Genomic DNA, 16,054 nt, shown 5'->3' with positions numbered 1-16,054 from the left:
TCATGCGTCGCATCAATCTGCGCGCGCAGCGACGCTTCGAGCACGGCCGTCGTCACGACATTCGCGGCAAGGGTTTGGTAGGTGGCCTGCAATTCCTCGCGCTGCGCATCGCGCCCGGCTTCTTGCGCCTCGATACCGCGCCGCACGCCGCCAAAAACGTCGAAGTCGTATGACAAACTCACCGACGCGTTGTAAAGCGTAAAAAGAAAGCTGCCGGCCTGCGGAAACCCTTGAGCCGCACCGTTCAGCTTTTCCCGCGCGGCGCTGGCCGTGCCGCCGATAGTCGGAAACAAGCCGCCGCGCTGCGCATTGACTTGCTCCTGCGCCACCCGCAGCGACGCTTGAGCCGAGGCGATCGTCGGACTATTGGCGAACGCCTGTGCGACGAGGCGGTCGAGCCGATCGGATCGATAGGCTTTCCACCACTGCGATGGCAGCGCTGCGGCGGGGTCGAAACGTTGGGCTTCGCCGCCGGCGACGGGCGTGGCTTGTGTCTGCACGGGCAACGGCTCGCTCGTCACGCCTTTGGCCGCAGGCGCTTCCGGCGCTTTGAAATCAGGGCCTACGGCACAGCCGCCGCACGCCAGCACGGCAACAAGCGAAAGAATGGCCGTCGAGATGCTGGCGCGCGGTGCAGACAGGCCGCGGGCGCGCATCCACCGGCGCAATTGGCCACGCTCGTTCTTTTCCATATTCCGAATGGGCTGTTCAACGTATTCCCCCCGATTCAGCTGCGGAGGAACGATGAAACTGGCTATCTGTCGGGCAATCAAATGCGGCACCGAGTATAACGCCCGCAAACTGCCGACGATAGTCGCATTCGTCATCATGATTAAAGCCAAACATCGCTTTCTTTCATGTCAGCGACTGTCGCCCGCCGTCACCCCAGACTTTCACTACGAGATTCAGTGAAGCGTTGATTGTGTACCGGAACAGGGCGTTCCATTCGTCGCGGCACAATGCGGCCCGTCGCCGCCGAATGCGATTCATCGCATGTCGCACGTCGCGTATCGGCGCATCAATACACTGCACTGACCATTACCTCTGGCGAAAATGCGCGGAACACATACGTTAAAGAAGGAGCGATTTCCATGTTTCACATTCCGGCCTATGTCTACGTGCTCTTGTGCGTGTTGATCTATCTCGGCGCGCGGCGCTGCTTCCCACGCACGGTACGGCCGGAGCGCACGCTCGTCTTTCCGTTCGTTTTCCTCGGCCTCGGCACGGCGAGTCTTCATCGCCTATTTCCCGACGCGAACCTGGCGGCGCAGGGAGCGGCACTCATCGCACTGGCGCTCGGCGCGGCACTGGGGTGGCTGCACGCGAGCCGCTGGCGATTGCGGTTCGATGCCACGCAGGACGGACTGATGGTCAGGCTTCCTGGCGATCCGGCCTTGCTCGTCACCCTGCTGCTATCGTTCTGCGTTGATTTCGCCCAGCACTATGCGCTGGCCGCCCATCTCCCCGGGAGCGAGACATATTCTTTCGAATTCCTTTCATTTGCTATCTGGGGCGTGCTGGGCGGCATGCCGCTTGGCCGCTCGCTGAACGTATTGCTGCGCGCGGCGCATGCGCGGACGGGCAGCGGCGCAGCGCCGACATTGGAATGAGGGTGGCAGCGAATGAGCGTGACGAGTGAAACCGCACGTAACCCGTACGAGGCCGCGTATCATATGTGCTTGAATGAATTCACCGACAAACCAATAGGCCACGCGCGGCTTCGGCCGTGCCGGAGCGTCGTCTAGCGTCATCGCGCAGCCTTCTCTCCGTCTGTCGCGATCGAGCCGGCGCCGCGCGCGTGCTGCGCCTCATCAGACAGATCATTATGTCCGATCAAAGCCCAGGACGCTCGCTGCCGAACCGATTCGCGTTCCCGGTGGTAGGGATCGACGCATCAGCGGAAGACATCGACGCGCTCAAGCAGTTCTTTCACGCGATGCCCGCCCAGCCGGGTGCCGCGTTCATCGTCGTACTCCGGGCGCCGATCGAGCCTGAGCATTCGTTGGATACCGCGCTGCGGCCCGCCACTTCACTGCCCGTGGTTCCGGTGCGCCAAACGATGCGCATCGAACCGGACCATATCTACGTCATCGAACCGCCGTTGGTCTGTACCATCGTCGAATACGAGTTGCGAACCGTCCCGTCGCGCGGTGAGCAAGAGCGGCGCTACCCGATCGACGTTTTCTTCGATTCGCTGGCCACGGCTTATGGCGAGCGGGCGATCGGTGTCGTGCTCGCCGGCGTGAATACCGATTGCACGCTTGGCTTTACCCGCCTGAAGGAATTCGGCGGTGTCACGTTCGCGCAAAACAAACCTTCGTCGCGGGCCGAAAGCCCGTCCTGGCCGCCGAGCATCACGAACGCGATCGACTTCCGGCTCGATGCAACCGAGATGCCGCAACGGATGCTCGAGCTGTGGGCCAATGCGAAGAAGATCCGTCTTGCACGGGTACCAGCAGGCGCAGACGAGGACGAACGCGAGGCCGTCGAGCCCAGCGCGGGGAGGGGGAACATCGAGCGAACGTTGCGCGAAGTCATGATGATCTTGCGCAATCACGCCGGGCACGACTTCCGCCATTACAAGCGCGCCACGGTGCTGCGCCGGATCGAGCGCCGCTTGCAGGTGAATGGGCTCTCCGAGCTCCAGCAATATCGCGACTTTCTGCAAACGCACCCCGAAGAAACCGCGACGCTGCTGCAGGACATGCTGATCAGCGTCACGAACTTCTTCCGCGATAAAGACGCCTACGACGTACTCAGAGATCAGGTGATGCCCGCGATTTTCGACAATCGCCGGCCCGAGGAACCGGTCCGCGTCTGGGTCGTGGGCTGCGCCACCGGCGAGGAAGCGTATACGGTGGCGATGATGCTGCAAGAGGCGTCGTCGCGCACGCGCGATCAAGTGCCGTTTCAAGTGTTCGCCACCGATATCAGCGCGCGGGCGATCGCCACCGCGCGCGAAGGGCTTTATCCGGCATCGATTGCGGCGGATGTCGACCCCAATCATTTGCGGCAATTTTTTACGAAAGACGGCGATCACTACCGTATCAAGAAAGCGTTGCGCGAACGCGTGCTGTTCGCCCTGCACAACGTCTTGAGCGATCCGCCCTTCTCGCGTCTCGATCTCGTTTGCTGCCGCAATCTATTGATTTACCTCGATCGGGAAGCGCAGATCGATACGTTGCGCACGTTCCATTTCGCGCTGCGTCCGAATTCTTATCTGTTTCTCGGCAGTTCGGAGACGGCCGATAGCGCGGGCGGCTTGTTCACCGTCGTCGACAAAAAGGCGCGCGTCTACCGCGCCAGCATCGCGGTGCGCACCGATACGCCCGTGCCGGTCACGGCGCCCGGTGCGCTCAACGCACGCCCGACGTTCATGCATCTGCAACCGACGGGCAAGCGCAAATTCTCGTTCGGCGAATTGCATCAGCGTGTCGTCGAGCAGCACGCGCCGCCTAGCGTGCTCGTGAACCGTGATTCCGAGATCGTGCATTTGTCGGACCGTGCCGGGCGCTTCCTGCAATACGTGGGAGGAGAACCGTCCCACAACATCCTGACTGTCGTGCGGCGCGAGTTGCGCCTCGAATTGCGCTCGGCGATCTATCAAGCGCTTCAGGCCGACGTCAGCGTAGAGTCTCGGCGCGTGCGCCTCGATCGCGACGGCCGCTCGTACTTCGTCAAGATGACAGCCCGCCCGGTGCACGATCCGGACGCCAACGCCGATTTCGTTCTGATCTTGTTTGACGAGGTGGAAGACAGCGTCGGTGAAGTGGACGAGGCCGTTCCGGAAAACCAGCGCGACCCGATCATCGCGCAGCTCGAACGCGAGTTGCAGCGCACGCGGGAACAGCTGCAGGCCACGATCGAACATTCGGAAACATCGACGGAAGAGCTCAAAGCGTCGAACGAGGAACTGCAGGCGATCAACGAAGAATTGCGCTCGGCCACCGAAGAGCTGGAAATAAGCAAGGAAGAATTGCAGGCGATCAATGAGGAACTGACGACGGTCAAAGCCGAGTTGAAGGCGAAGGTGGAAGAGACCGGCAAGATCAACGACGACTTACAGAACCTCGTCATGGCGAACGACATCGGCACGATCTTCGTCGATCGCAATCTGGCGATCAAACGCTACACACCGCGTGCGGCCGACGTCTTCAGCATTACCGCGACCGATATCGGCCGCTCGCTGCTCGATATCACGCACCGGCTCGAATACGACAAATTGGCCGACGACGCCGCCGAAGCGTTCGGCTCGCTTCGTTTGATCGAGCGCGAGCTGAAGAGCACCGATGGGCGCTGGTACCTTGCTCGCATCCTGCCGTATCGCACGACGGAAAACCGCATCGATGGCGCGGTGCTTTCATTCATCGACATTACGTCGCGTCGCACCGCCGAGGAGCGGCTGCGCAATGTGGGCCAGGCGGGTGTCGGTGAAGTCGAACGGCGGCGCGACGAGTTCCTGGCCGTCGTGTCGCACGAGTTGAAACATCCGCTGAACCTGATCACCGCCAGCACCGAACTCATTGGCCGGTCTGCCGAAGCGCGCACGAACGCCACGATTTCGCGCGCCGCCGACACCATTCGCCGTACCGTCCTGGGCCAGGCGCAGATCATCGACGATTTGCTCGATATGTCGCGCCTGCGTACCGGCAAGCTGTCGATCACGCGCAGGCCAATCGATCTGAAGGAAGTCGTGCAGCGTATCAGCCATACGATGCAGGATGAAGCCGAGCGCAAGGACATCGATTTCCGGCTCTCGGTGCCGGATGGCCCGGTGGCGATTCATGCCGATCTGACGCGCATCGAGCAGATCGTGTGGAATCTCATCAGCAACGCCCTGAAATTCACCGATGGCGACGGCAAGATCATCGTACAGCTCGCGCTCGACGATCAGTATGCAGTCCTGACCATCACGGATAACGGCGTCGGCATCGATCGCGCCGCGCTGCCGAACATCTTCGAGATGTTCGAGCAGAGCCGCAGCAGCGCTTCAGCGGTGCGCGGCGGGCTGGGCATCGGGCTGTCGCTCGTGAAGGATCTGGTTGCCGTGCATGGCGGCGAAGTGCATGCGCACTCGGATGGAATCGGACATGGCGCGACCTTCACCGTCAAACTGCCGCGGGTGGTCGAGCCGGTCGCCCGTGACGGGAAAGGGCTTGCTCCCACTACGTTCTTGAAAGGCGAGCATGTCCTGCTGGTCGATGATGACGAGGATACCGTCGAAACGTTCCGGCTTCTGCTTGAAATGGAAGGCGCTTCGGTGACGGTCGCGACGAGCGGGGAAGAGGCGCTCGACACATTGAACAAACAGCCGCCGTCGTTGATTTTGTCGGACTTGGGCATGCCTGGCATGAGCGGGTTGGCGTTTATCGAAGCCGTGCGTCAGAGGCCCGATATGCAAGCGGTGAAGGCGATTGCGCTCAGTGGCTTCGGCCGGCCGTCGGACGTTGAAGAGGCCACGCAAGCGGGCTTCGATGCGCATTTGACGAAGCCCGTGATGCTCGATGCGCTGTTGAGCGCTATTGCGCGGGTGCGGTCGAAGTAAGGCGTTGCTGGAGCGCGGGGGCGCGCTCCAGCGGAAAAGAGCCTTACAACACGTGAGAAGACCCACAGTCCACCGGTTCCGGAGACCTGCATTCCAATGGCCCTTGAAAGCTGTTCGTGGCGGGACACCCTACAACAAACTCGGCGTCCCCACCCACATCAACAGCGCATCGCGCTCGCCGGTGTTATGCCAATGGTGTGCATCGGTCGAATCGTAGTGCGCCGAATCGCCTTCACTAAACACATACGTCTTCCCTTCCAACGTCAGCGTCACCGTCCCCGACAGCACATACCAGAACTGCTCCCCCGCACGCGCCGTAATTTCATCGAGTTGCTGCCCCGCAGGAATGCGCACAAGCAGCGCCTCCATCTGCCCGCTCTCGGTCACTTGCGTCAATCGCGCAAAGCGATTATCCGCACCGGCGAACCCAAAGAACGTCAACCGGTCCCCACGCGCCACGTATCGCTCCTCACGCGGCGCATCGAGCAGGTATTGAATCTTGACGCCGAGCACGCGTGCGATCGCCATCAACGTCGTCACCGATGGCCGCGCGAGACCGCGTTCGACCTGCGATAAAAACGGCGTGGAAATACCGGCGCTCGTGGCCACTTCCTCGAGCGTCAGCGACAGATGCTGCCGCAGCGAACGAATCTTCGGCCCGAGCACCGTTGAACTCGGCCGCTCTTGCTCCAGCCACGCGCCGCGCTCATAGGTTTTCCGGTGTCGTCCCATGCGGTCTTTCACGAGGGCTCCGTTTCCGGATCGGGCACGCGTTCTCCCGCCGCATCGCCCACCCGATCCGGCGGCGTTGCGCCGGGCCGCCTATCGTTGCCCGTGGCGCGCATCACGATATAAAACGCAATCGGTGCGAAAACCAGCCCCAGCACCGTCGCCGCAATCACGCCGCCGAACACGCCCGTCCCAATCGAATGACGGCTCTCGGCTCCGCCGCCACTCGAAAACACGAGTGGCACCACGCCCAGCAAAAACGCCGCGGAGGTCATCACGATCGGCCTGAAGCGCATCGCGCAGGCCCGCACGATCGCATCCACAAGTGCCGCGCCGCGCGCCTGCGCATCCCGCGCGAACTGCACGATCAAAATCGCATTCTTGCCCGCAAGACCGATGACCGTCACGAGCCCGATCTTGAAGTAGATGTCGTTCGGCAAGCCGCGCAAGTGCATCGCCGCAACGGCGCCGATCATGCCGAGCGGCACGACGATCAGTACCGACAGCGGAATCGCCCAGCTTTCGTAAAGCGCTGCAAGCGCCATAAAAACCGCCAGCAGCGAGAGCCCGATCAACAGTGGCGTTTGGCGCGCGGCCTGCGTTTCGGCAAGCGCCGCATCGGCCCAGTCAGAAGCGGTGCCCTGCGGCAACCGCGCCGCCAGCCGTTCCATTTCGGCCATGGCCGCACCGGAGCTGTAGCCGTCCGCGGCACGCCCCGTCACATCGAGCGACGGGTAACCGTTGTAGCGGGCAAGCATGATCGGGCCGCGCGACCAGTTGAGCGATGCGAACGCCGAAAACGGCACCATCTTGCCCAGTGTGTTGGGCACCGACAAATTCAACAAATCCGCATCCGTCATCCGCGCAGGCGAATCCGCCGCAACCAGCACGCGCAGCATCCGTCCGCCTGCCGGGTAATCATCGACATACGTGGTCCCAAACGTGCTCGCGAGCGTGGCCTGGATCGCATCGAACGAGACGTTCATCGCATACGCCTTTGCACGATCGATATCGAGAACGACACGCGGGGCATCGGGCAACGTCTCCGAATGCACATCGGACAACACCGGGCTCTTCTTCGCCAGTTCGAGCAGACGTTCACGCGCCGCGTCGAAATCCGCCCGGCTCATCCCACCACGATTTTCAAGGTGGAACGTGAACCCTTCGGCGTGTCCCAAGCCGGGCACCGAGGGCGGCAATTGCGCGATGACGTCACCGTCGCGAATCTCTTGAAACGACTCATTGAGCGAATCGCGCAAAGCCAGCGCGCCAAGCTTCCGCTTCGACCAATCCTTCAGGTCGATGAACGCCATTCCAACATTCGGCCCGCTACCGGAAAAGCTCCATCCGATCACGGTCGTCACATTCGCAATCGCGCTTTGTTGATGAAGGATATTCTCCACTTGCCGGATCACGCCGTAGGTCCGTTGCTGCGAAGCACCCGGCGGCAATTGCACCATGACCTGAAGCTGCCCCTGATCCTCCGTCGGCAAAAAGCCCCCGGGCAGCGAGGCGTACATGACCGCCCCCGCGCCAATCAACGCAAGGTGAATGGCGAACAACCGCTTCGGCGATCGCATGAATCGCGCGATCATGCCGCGATAGCCATCCGATGCACGCTCGAACCCAGCCAGAAACTTCCCGGCGAATCCCTTCCCCGTGTGCGCTTTGTCGCCGGGCGCTTTGAGCAAGTTCGCGCAAAGCGCGGGCGCCAACGAAAGCGCCATGAACGCCGACACGAGAATCGCCGCGATCATCGCGATCGAGAACTGCCGATAGATGCCGCCCACCCCGCCCGAGAAAAACGCCATCGGCACGAACACAGACGTCAGCACGGCCGTGACGCCGACAATCGCGCCGCCGATCTGCGCCATCGCCTTGCGTGTCGCGTCACGCGGCCCGAGCCTTTCGTCGCGCATGATCCGTTCGATGTTCTCGACGACGACGATCGCATCATCGACGAGAATGCCGATCGCAAGCACGAGCCCGAACAGCGTGAACACGTTGATCGACAGGCCGAACACGTACATCGCCGCGAACGCGCCCATCAGCGCTACCGGAATGACGACCGTGGGCACGAGCGTATAGCGCAGATCGCGCAAGAACAGCCACATGACGCAGAAGACCAGCACGATAGCTTCGAGCAGCGTCAACACGACTTCGCTGATCGCGATCTTGACGAAGTGCGCACCGTCGAACGGGATTTCCACGGCGATGCCGGGCGGCAGCGTCTTCGACAATTCGGCGATCCGTTTGTGAATCGCATTCGACGTTGCGAGCGCATTGCCAAGCGGCCCGAGCTGAATCCCGACCGTGGCCGCCGTTTTGCCGTTCAACCGCGACCAGAACGTGTAGCCGTCGGCCCCCAGCTCGACACGCGCGACGTCGCCCAGCCGCACGACGGAGCCGTCGGGCTGCGCTTTGAGCACGATTGCCGCGAATTCTTCCGGTGTACGCAGTTGACCATGTACACTGACCGATGCTGTAATCGCCTGCCCCTGCACCGCCGGGGCATCGCCGATCGCGCCGGCCGTCACCGTTGCGTTCTGCGACTGGATCGCCGCATTGACATCGGCCGCCGAGAGGCCGTATTCGCGCAGTTTCATCGGGTCGAGCCAGACCCGCATCGCGCGATCGGCGTCCCACAATTGCGCCGAGCCGACGCCCGGCGTGCGTTTGAGCTCGCGCAGCAAGAAGCGGTTCAGGTAATCGCTGAGTGCGGTCGAATCCCGTCTGCCGTCCGTCGATACGAGCGTCACAAGCATCAGAAACGTATTCGCCGCCTTGAATACGCTGATGCCCTGCTGCACGACTTGCTGAGGCAAACGCGATTCGACCTGCTTCAATCGATTCTGCACATCGACCATCGCCATGTCCGGGTTCGTCCCGGGATCGAACGTCACGTCGATTTCAAGATTGCCAAGCGCGTCGCTCGTCGTTTCGTAGTACTGAAGACCATCGGCACCGTCAAGGCTCTGCTCGATCAGGCTGGCGACATTGCTGTCCACCTCCTCCGCCGATGCGCCGGGATAAAACGCGGCGATCACGACGCGCGGCGGGGCAAGCCGCGGATACTGCGCCACGGGCAGCATCGGCAACGCCAACACGCCGGTGACAATGATCGCGAGCGCAACGATCCAGGCGAAAACGGGACGATCGATAAAAAATGACGGCACGTGCCACCCTCAGCTGTCTCGGTTTATTGTTGTCGCGCATGAGAACCGTTAGTTCAAAGCGTCAGTTCGAACGACTTCGCGAGTACCCCCGGCACTTTCATTCCGCCCGTGGCCCGCTCGCCCCAGGTCGAATCGTTGAGCATGAGTTCCGGCTCGGCATCGAGCCGTTCGAGTTGATCGCCGAGCAGACGGTACAAGCTATCGTCGAAACGCATCGCCTCCACAGGCGCCACGATGCGACCGTGCTCCACCCAGAACGTGGCGAAGCGCGTCATACCTGTCATCCGGCAATGCATGCGATCCGAGAAATTGACGTACCAAAGGTTGCCGACGTAAAGACCGGTATCGAGCGCGGACAGGATGTCGTCCGCGTGCAAGTCGCCGCCTTCCATCATCAGCGACGAGGTAGGTTCCTCGGCCAGCGCGCCGTTTGGCTTGAGCCCGTACTCACGCGCACTGCGCGCATCCGTGAGGCGATCGGCGCTACGGCCGCTGGCCACGAGCGGCACGCTCTCGCGCACATAGCCGTCGGCGTTGAAGCCCGGTGTGATCCCGAGGCCGAGGTCCTCGGTCATCGTCACACGGGGATCGAACGTTGCCTCGCCTTGATGCAGCTTGTAGAGCACGCTGCGCGATGTCGCGTGCTGACGCGCCGAAAACCCTTCATATGCGACGCTCTCGATCAGCGCGCCCAACGCCGACGGCGTGAAATACGTCCGGTAACGGCCCGGCGCGAGCACGCGCGGCGCGCTGCCCAGAATCGGCAGCCGCGAAGCGGCTTGTTCGAGCTTATGCGTGAAAACGGCTTCGTCCCAGGCATCGCCGGCGTATTCGCTCTTGATCGCACGCCCGCTGCGATCGTAGAGCGACCAGCTGAAATTGAAGTTATCGACTTCGTACCATCCCCGGCTGCCGATCGACGATGCAAAGCCGCGCGCGATCGTGCCGCCCGCATAAAACCCGACGAAATCGAGCCCATGGGCGCATTCAGCCACCGTCCGCACGAGCCGTTGCGGCTCCGGCAGGCGGCCGGCGCGCTCTGTCGATTGCGTCCAATGCGACTGCCCGAACAACAGGTGAGGATCTTCAGGCGCATCGCGCAAACTCGCGCGCAGCACCTCGAGCGCCTGCGACGCCTCTTGCAGGTCGGCTTCCAGTTGGCCGCCCACCGTCATTGTCGAATAGGCCTGGCGTGCGCCGTCGATCAGGCGCAGCGTCAGCTTCCCCTGCGACACCGTGCCGATTTGCCGAACCTTGGCCTGATTGAAGCGAATGAATTCCGAGTTTTCCGCGGAAAGCGAAAGCAGCGTGACTTCGCTGCCTTCACGCAGCCGCTCCACCTCTTGCGCGAGTGCACCGAAGTGGCGCTGCCAATCGAATGTCGCCATTACGCGCCTCCGAACACGTCGACGTCTGCAAATACGCAAGCCGGCGACGCATGCCCGACGTGGATGACCTGCGCGGGTTCGCCTTTGCCGCACAGCGGCGTGCCGTACACTTCGCGCGTCGCATCGTTGCCGACGGCTTTCAGACTGCGCCAGAAGCTGGCCGAAACGCCGCGATAGTTCGGCTGCTTGACCACCGTCGTGAGCCGCCCGTTCTCGATCAGTTGGCCGAACTCGCAGCCGAATTGAAACTTGTTGCGGCGGTCGTCGATTGACCAGGACGTGTTCGTCCGCATGAGGATCCCGTGCTCGATGCCCGCGATCATGTCCTCCAAACGGCTCTCGCCCGGTTCGATGTTCAGGTTAGCCATGCGATCGATCGGCGCGCGATTCCAGTTCAACGCACGCGAATTCGCCACGCCCGCCAGCCGCGCACGCTGTTGCGACAACGTACCGCCCAGCGGACGCTCCAGCATGCCGTTTCGAATCAAATACTGCTTGCGGGCCTGCGCCCCTTCGTCGTCGAACGCATAGGAAGCGGCCTGCTCCGGCAGCGACGGATCGAACGTTACGTTCAGCAGATCCGATCCGTAGCGGTAGTGGCCGAACATATCGGGCGTCACGAAGCTCGAGCCGGCGAAGTTGCGTTCGTCGCCCAGGATCCGATCGAGTTCCAGCGGATGACCGATCGATTCATGAATCTGCAACATCATCTGGTCGGGCATTAACAACAAATCGCGCACGCCCGAGGGGCAATTCGGCGCGGCGAGCAATTGCAGGGCTTCGTCCGCCAGAGCCGCGCCGGAACCCTCGAAGCGATAGCGCGCCAAAATCTCCATCGCGCCTTGCGCGAGCAGCGATTGGAAGCCGCCGAGCGTGCGCACCTGCGTATCCCCGTTCGCGTGCGCCACGACCGTCATTTGCGGCATCAGGTATCGAAACCGCTGTTCGATGCGAACGCCGTCGCTCGTTACGTAAAGTTGATCGCTATGCGCCACTCGCATACCGGCCGTGCGTTCGACGATCCGCGCGTCGATCGCCGCGGCCGCGCACTCGTGCGCCAGACGCTCGATCCACTCGCTGCGCGCCGGCAACGCAGCTTCCGCATTGGGCGAAACGTAGCTGCCGCTCACGGTAGGCCGTGGCGCGCTGCGATGGTCGATCAGCGTCACGGCCGCCGATGCGCGCGCCCGCGCGCTTGCGACATCCAACGCTGCTTGCAGCCCTGTCTTCGATAAGTCGGCCGTCGCCGCATAGCCCGCACCGGCGCCGCACCAAGCCGTCAACAGCGCGCCGCGGTCGCGGATCGTTGCATACGGCTGTGCGACGTCGTTACGGACGGCGTGCTCATCCGTGCGATCGTCCACGATCCGGAGCGACCAGAACTCGGCGTCGCCTTTTAAGGCGGCGGCCGACCGTGTCCACTGTTCGTCGATCATGCGATAGCCTCGCTGGCGTCCGCTTCGGGCATCTGCATGGATGCCGCGAGCAGCGATTGCGTATAAGGGTGGGTTGGCGCACGCAACACGTCGAGCGTATCGCCGGACTCCACGATGCGGCCCGACTTCATCACGACGACGCGATGCGCCATCGCCCGCATGACAGCCAGGTCGTGCGTAATGAACAGATAGCTGAGCCCGTACTTCTTTTGCAGGCGCGTCAGCAGCGCCAGGACTTGCTGCTGGACGGAAACATCGAGCGCGCTCGTCGGTTCGTCGAGCACGAGGAGTTCCGGCTCGACCGCCAAGGCGCGTGCGACCGCAATCCGCTGCCGCTGGCCACCCGAGAACTCATGCGGATAGCGGAGCAACGCGTCGGCTGGCAGCCCCACTTCCTCCAGCAATCCCACCACGCGGTCCTTTCTCTCTTGCGCACCAAGATTCGGCTTATGCACGCGCAGACCTTCGCCAACAATCTGTTCGATCGTCATGCGTGGCGACAAAGAGCCGAACGGATCTTGAAACACCACCTGCATCCGGGCGCACAGTGCACACCATTCGGCGCTCGACGAGCGATAGCTTGCGAGCGGCCGGCCGCCGATGCGTATTTCACCGGATGCCGCGCGCTGGAGACCGAGCACCGTCGCAGCGAGCGTGGATTTGCCGGAACCCGATTCACCGACGATCCCAAGCGTCTCACCCCGCAGCAACGTCAAATCGACGTCCTGGAGTGCGCGGAACTTCGCGCTGCCGAACAATGACTTCAGCCCCTTCGCGCTCGTACGATAGTCGACGGCGAGCCCCTGGATTTCAAGTACCCGCTTCGATTGGGCCGGTACCGGATCGACGCATCGACGCGGCTCGCTATCGAGCAAACGTTTCGTATAGGGATGCTGCGGATTGCCGAACAGGGCCTCGGTCGTATTCGTTTCGACGAGCACACCCTTTTCCATCACGGCTACGCGCTGGGCGAAGCGCCGCACCAGATTCAGATCGTGCGTAATCAGGAGCACGGCCATACCGCGCTCGGCGGCCTCTTGTTCCTGCAGCTCGATCAGAAGATCGACGATTTGCTGGCGCACCGTCACGTCGAGCGCCGTGGTGGGCTCATCGGCCAGCAGCAACCTGGGCCGGCAGGCGAGCGCCATCGCGATCATCGCGCGTTGGCGCTGGCCGCCCGAAAGCTGGTGCGGAAAACTATCGATGCGGCGCTCGGGCTCAGGAATACCGGTGCGGCGCAGCAGTTCGATACCGCGCGCTCGCGCCGCGTTGGGCCGCAGCCCCTCATGCAACCGCAGGCTTTCGGAGATTTGCTTGCCCACCGTGTAGAGCGGGTTGAGCGCCGTCATCGGCTCCTGGAACACCATGGCGATATCGGCACCGCGAACGCCGCGCATCTGCTGCTCGGTCTTGGCCAGCAAATCCTCGCCTTCGAACAGGATGCGGCCCGACACCGTCGCCTGGTGCAGCAGCCGCAGGATCGACAGCGCCGTCAAGCTCTTGCCCGATCCCGATTCGCCGACGAGCGCCACCCGCTCGCCGCGAGCGATCGCCAAATTCAGCTCGTGCACGCACTGCTTCGTGCCGAAGCTGATCGACAGGTTTTCGATGCTGAGCAAAGGGCTTGTCTTCATCTTCATCACTTCGCCCCTCCGAAAGCCGAGCCGCGATTGCGCGTATCGAGCGCATTGCGCAACGCATCGCCCATGAACGTCAGTAACAGCAGCGTAATCACGAGCGCTGCAAACGCGGACACCGAGATCCACCATGCATCGAGATTATTCTTACCTTCCTGCAGCAGCTCGCCCAGGCTCGGCGTAGGCGGCGGCACGCCCAGCCCGAGGAAGTCGAGGCTCGTGAGCGACAGAATCGCCGCGCTCATCCGAAACGGCAGGAACGTAATCACGGGCGTCAGGCTGTTGGGCAGCACGTGGCGCCAAATGATCTGCCAATTCGAGAGCCCCATCGTCCGCGCAGCCTTCACATAGTCGAGCGAACGGTTGCGCAGAAATTCGGCGCGCACGTAATCGGACAGCACGAGCCACCCGAACATCGAGAGCAACATAAAGAGCAGCCACAGCGTCGGCTCAAAGATCGATGCAAAGATGATCAACAGATAAAGATCGGGCATGGAACTCCAGATCTCGATCAGCCGCTGGCCGATCAAATCGGTCTTACCGCCATAAAAGCCCTGCAATGCCCCGGTCAGCACGCCAAAAAACACGCCCGAGATCGTGAGCGCCAGTGCCATCAACACCGACACTCGGAACCCGTACAGCAGCCGCGAGAGCACATCGCGGCCGAACTGATCGGTGCCGAGCCAGTTCGACGCGGACGGCGGCGCCGGAAACGGCCGCACGGCGAAGTAATCGATCGTGTCGTAGTAGTTGTGGTTCGGCGGATAGATCGCGAAGTTGCCGTTCGATTCGATATGCGAACGAATATACGGATCGAGGTAGTTCGTCTTGGCGGGGAAATCACCGCCGAACTGCGTCTCCGGGTACTCCTTCACGATCGGAAAGTAGTAGTGGCCTTCGTAGCGAACGACGAGCGGCTTGTCGTTGCACAGCACTTCGCCGATCAAGCTGATCGCGAACAGCGAAATGAAGATGACAAGGCTCCAGTAGCCCAGCCGCTCGCGCTTGAAGCGCAGCCACGTGCGCCGCCATGGCGAGATCGACGCGACCGGCGCGAGGACCGGCTTAGCGGTCCATGCGGTCGAATTGGATGCGGGGGTCGACGAGGACATAGCAGACGTCAGCAATCAGTTTGGTTACGAGGCCGATCAAGGTGAACAGGAACAGCGAGCCGAGCACTACGGGGTAGTCGCGGCGAATCACCGAGTCGTACGAGAGCTGGCCCATGCCGTCGAGGGAGAACAACGTCTCGATCAGCAAATTGCCATTCAGAAAGGCGCCGACGAAAGCAGCCGGCAGGCCGGTGAGCAACGGAATGGCCGCATTGCGCAGCACATGCTTCCACAGCACGTCGCGCTCGGGCGCGCCCTTGGCACGGGCCGTCAGCACATATTGCCGGCCGATTTCCTCGAGGAACGTATTCTTCGTGAGGATCGTGACGATCGCGAAATTGCCGACCACCGATGCCGTGACGGGCAGCACCATGTGCCAAAGATAATCGAGCACCTTGCCGAATGTCGTCAGGTCGTCGAAATTATCGGACGTCAGCCCACGCATCGGAAACACGTCCCAGAACGTACCGCCGCCGAACAGCATCAGCAGCAGCACACCGAGCACGAAGCCCGGAATCGCATAGCCGATCAGCACCAGGACGCTCGTGACCGCATCGAAGCGCGAGCCGTTGCGAACGGCTTTCGCAATCCCAAGCGGCACGGAAACCGCATACGTCAGGATGATCGTCCAAAGGCCGAGCGAGATCGAAACGGGCAGTTTCTCCTTGATCACCCCCCAGACGCTCTCATGCTGAAAGTACGATTGGCCCAGGTCGAACGTGGCGTAGTGCTTGAGCATCAGGAAGTACCGCGTGAGCGGCGGCTTGTCGAAGCCGACCTGCTTCTTGATCTGCTCGATCTGCTGCGGATCGACACCCTGGCTGGCATGGTAGCCGCCGCCCCCGCCCCCGCCGCCGTCACCGCCATGGTTGGCCCGGCCGTGACGCAATTGCGTGACCATCTGCTCCACGGGGCCGCCGGGAACGAACTGCGTCACGACGAATGTCAGCGAGACCACTCCGATCAGCGTCGGAATCATCAGCAACAAGCGTCTGAGAATGTAGGCGAACATAGGACTCCTCAGTGTTCCG

At 62.2% G+C, this 16,054-nt stretch carries 11 protein-coding genes; 3 read left to right on the top strand and 8 right to left on the bottom strand.

Going from position 1 to position 16,054, the window contains the following annotated elements; translation table 11 throughout:
* A partial coding sequence (locus ACTHL0_RS04120; protein ID WP_440565314.1) for a TolC family protein occupies positions 1-692 on the bottom strand: 692 nt, incomplete at its 3' end.
* A 52-nt stretch (positions 693-744) separates the two neighbouring features.
* Between ACTHL0_RS04120 and ACTHL0_RS04115 the strand changes: the two genes are divergently transcribed.
* From ACTHL0_RS04115 to ACTHL0_RS04105, 3 genes are all read left to right on the top strand, one after another.
* Entirely contained in the window at positions 745-912 is a 168-nt protein-coding gene (locus ACTHL0_RS04115; protein ID WP_440565313.1) for a hypothetical protein, read from the top strand.
* A gap of 179 nt (positions 913-1,091) precedes the next feature.
* Positions 1,092-1,610 carry a hypothetical protein gene (locus tag ACTHL0_RS04110; protein ID WP_440565312.1) on the top strand — a complete coding sequence of 173 codons (519 nt, stop codon included), beginning with the start codon at positions 1,092-1,094 and terminating at the stop codon, positions 1,608-1,610.
* Between the two features lie 215 nt (positions 1,611-1,825).
* On the top strand, positions 1,826-5,545 hold the full coding sequence (locus tag ACTHL0_RS04105; RefSeq protein WP_440565311.1) for a CheR family methyltransferase: 3,720 nt from the start codon (positions 1,826-1,828) through the stop codon (positions 5,543-5,545).
* A gap of 129 nt (positions 5,546-5,674) precedes the next feature.
* Here the strand turns inward: ACTHL0_RS04105 and ACTHL0_RS04100 are convergent, their stop codons facing one another.
* Genes ACTHL0_RS04100 through ACTHL0_RS04070 form a run of 7 tightly spaced genes read right to left on the bottom strand, consistent with a single transcriptional unit; the run spans position 5,675 to position 16,035 of the window.
* The gene (locus tag ACTHL0_RS04100; protein ID WP_440565317.1) at positions 5,675-6,277 is read right to left on the bottom strand and encodes a helix-turn-helix domain-containing protein; all 603 of its coding nucleotides are present in this window, start codon (positions 6,275-6,277) and stop codon (positions 5,675-5,677) included.
* Positions 6,278-6,285: 8 nt separating this feature from the next.
* The gene (locus ACTHL0_RS04095) at positions 6,286-9,450 is read right to left on the bottom strand and encodes a multidrug efflux RND transporter permease subunit (protein WP_440565310.1); all 3,165 of its coding nucleotides are present in this window, start codon (positions 9,448-9,450) and stop codon (positions 6,286-6,288) included.
* A gap of 53 nt (positions 9,451-9,503) precedes the next feature.
* Positions 9,504-10,838: a TldD/PmbA family protein gene (locus ACTHL0_RS04090; protein WP_440565309.1), complete on the bottom strand. Its 1,335-nt coding sequence runs from the start codon at positions 10,836-10,838 to the stop codon at positions 9,504-9,506.
* Positions 10,838-12,274, bottom strand: a complete 1,437-nt coding sequence (locus ACTHL0_RS04085; RefSeq protein ID WP_440565308.1) for a TldD/PmbA family protein — start codon at positions 12,272-12,274, stop codon at positions 10,838-10,840. The genes ACTHL0_RS04090 and ACTHL0_RS04085 overlap by 1 nt, the downstream gene beginning before the upstream one ends.
* Positions 12,271-13,914, bottom strand: coding sequence for an ABC transporter ATP-binding protein (locus ACTHL0_RS04080; protein ID WP_440565307.1), 1,644 nt, complete (start codon positions 13,912-13,914; stop codon positions 12,271-12,273). Before ACTHL0_RS04080 ends, ACTHL0_RS04085 begins: the two co-directional genes overlap by 4 nt.
* Positions 13,914-15,023 carry an ABC transporter permease gene (locus ACTHL0_RS04075; protein WP_440565306.1) on the bottom strand — a complete coding sequence of 370 codons (1,110 nt, stop codon included), beginning with the start codon at positions 15,021-15,023 and terminating at the stop codon, positions 13,914-13,916. The genes ACTHL0_RS04080 and ACTHL0_RS04075 overlap by 1 nt, the downstream gene beginning before the upstream one ends.
* Entirely contained in the window at positions 14,977-16,035 is a 1,059-nt protein-coding gene (locus ACTHL0_RS04070; protein WP_440565305.1) for a microcin C ABC transporter permease YejB, read from the bottom strand. Before ACTHL0_RS04070 ends, ACTHL0_RS04075 begins: the two co-directional genes overlap by 47 nt.
* Positions 16,036-16,054: the final 19 nt, after the last annotated feature.

This window comes from Trinickia sp. (assembly GCF_051961175.1).
Taxonomy (GTDB): Bacteria; Pseudomonadota; Gammaproteobacteria; order Burkholderiales; family Burkholderiaceae; genus Trinickia.
Note: the sequence above shows the minus strand (reverse complement) of the source record. Positions and strands in the feature narration are given on the sequence as shown.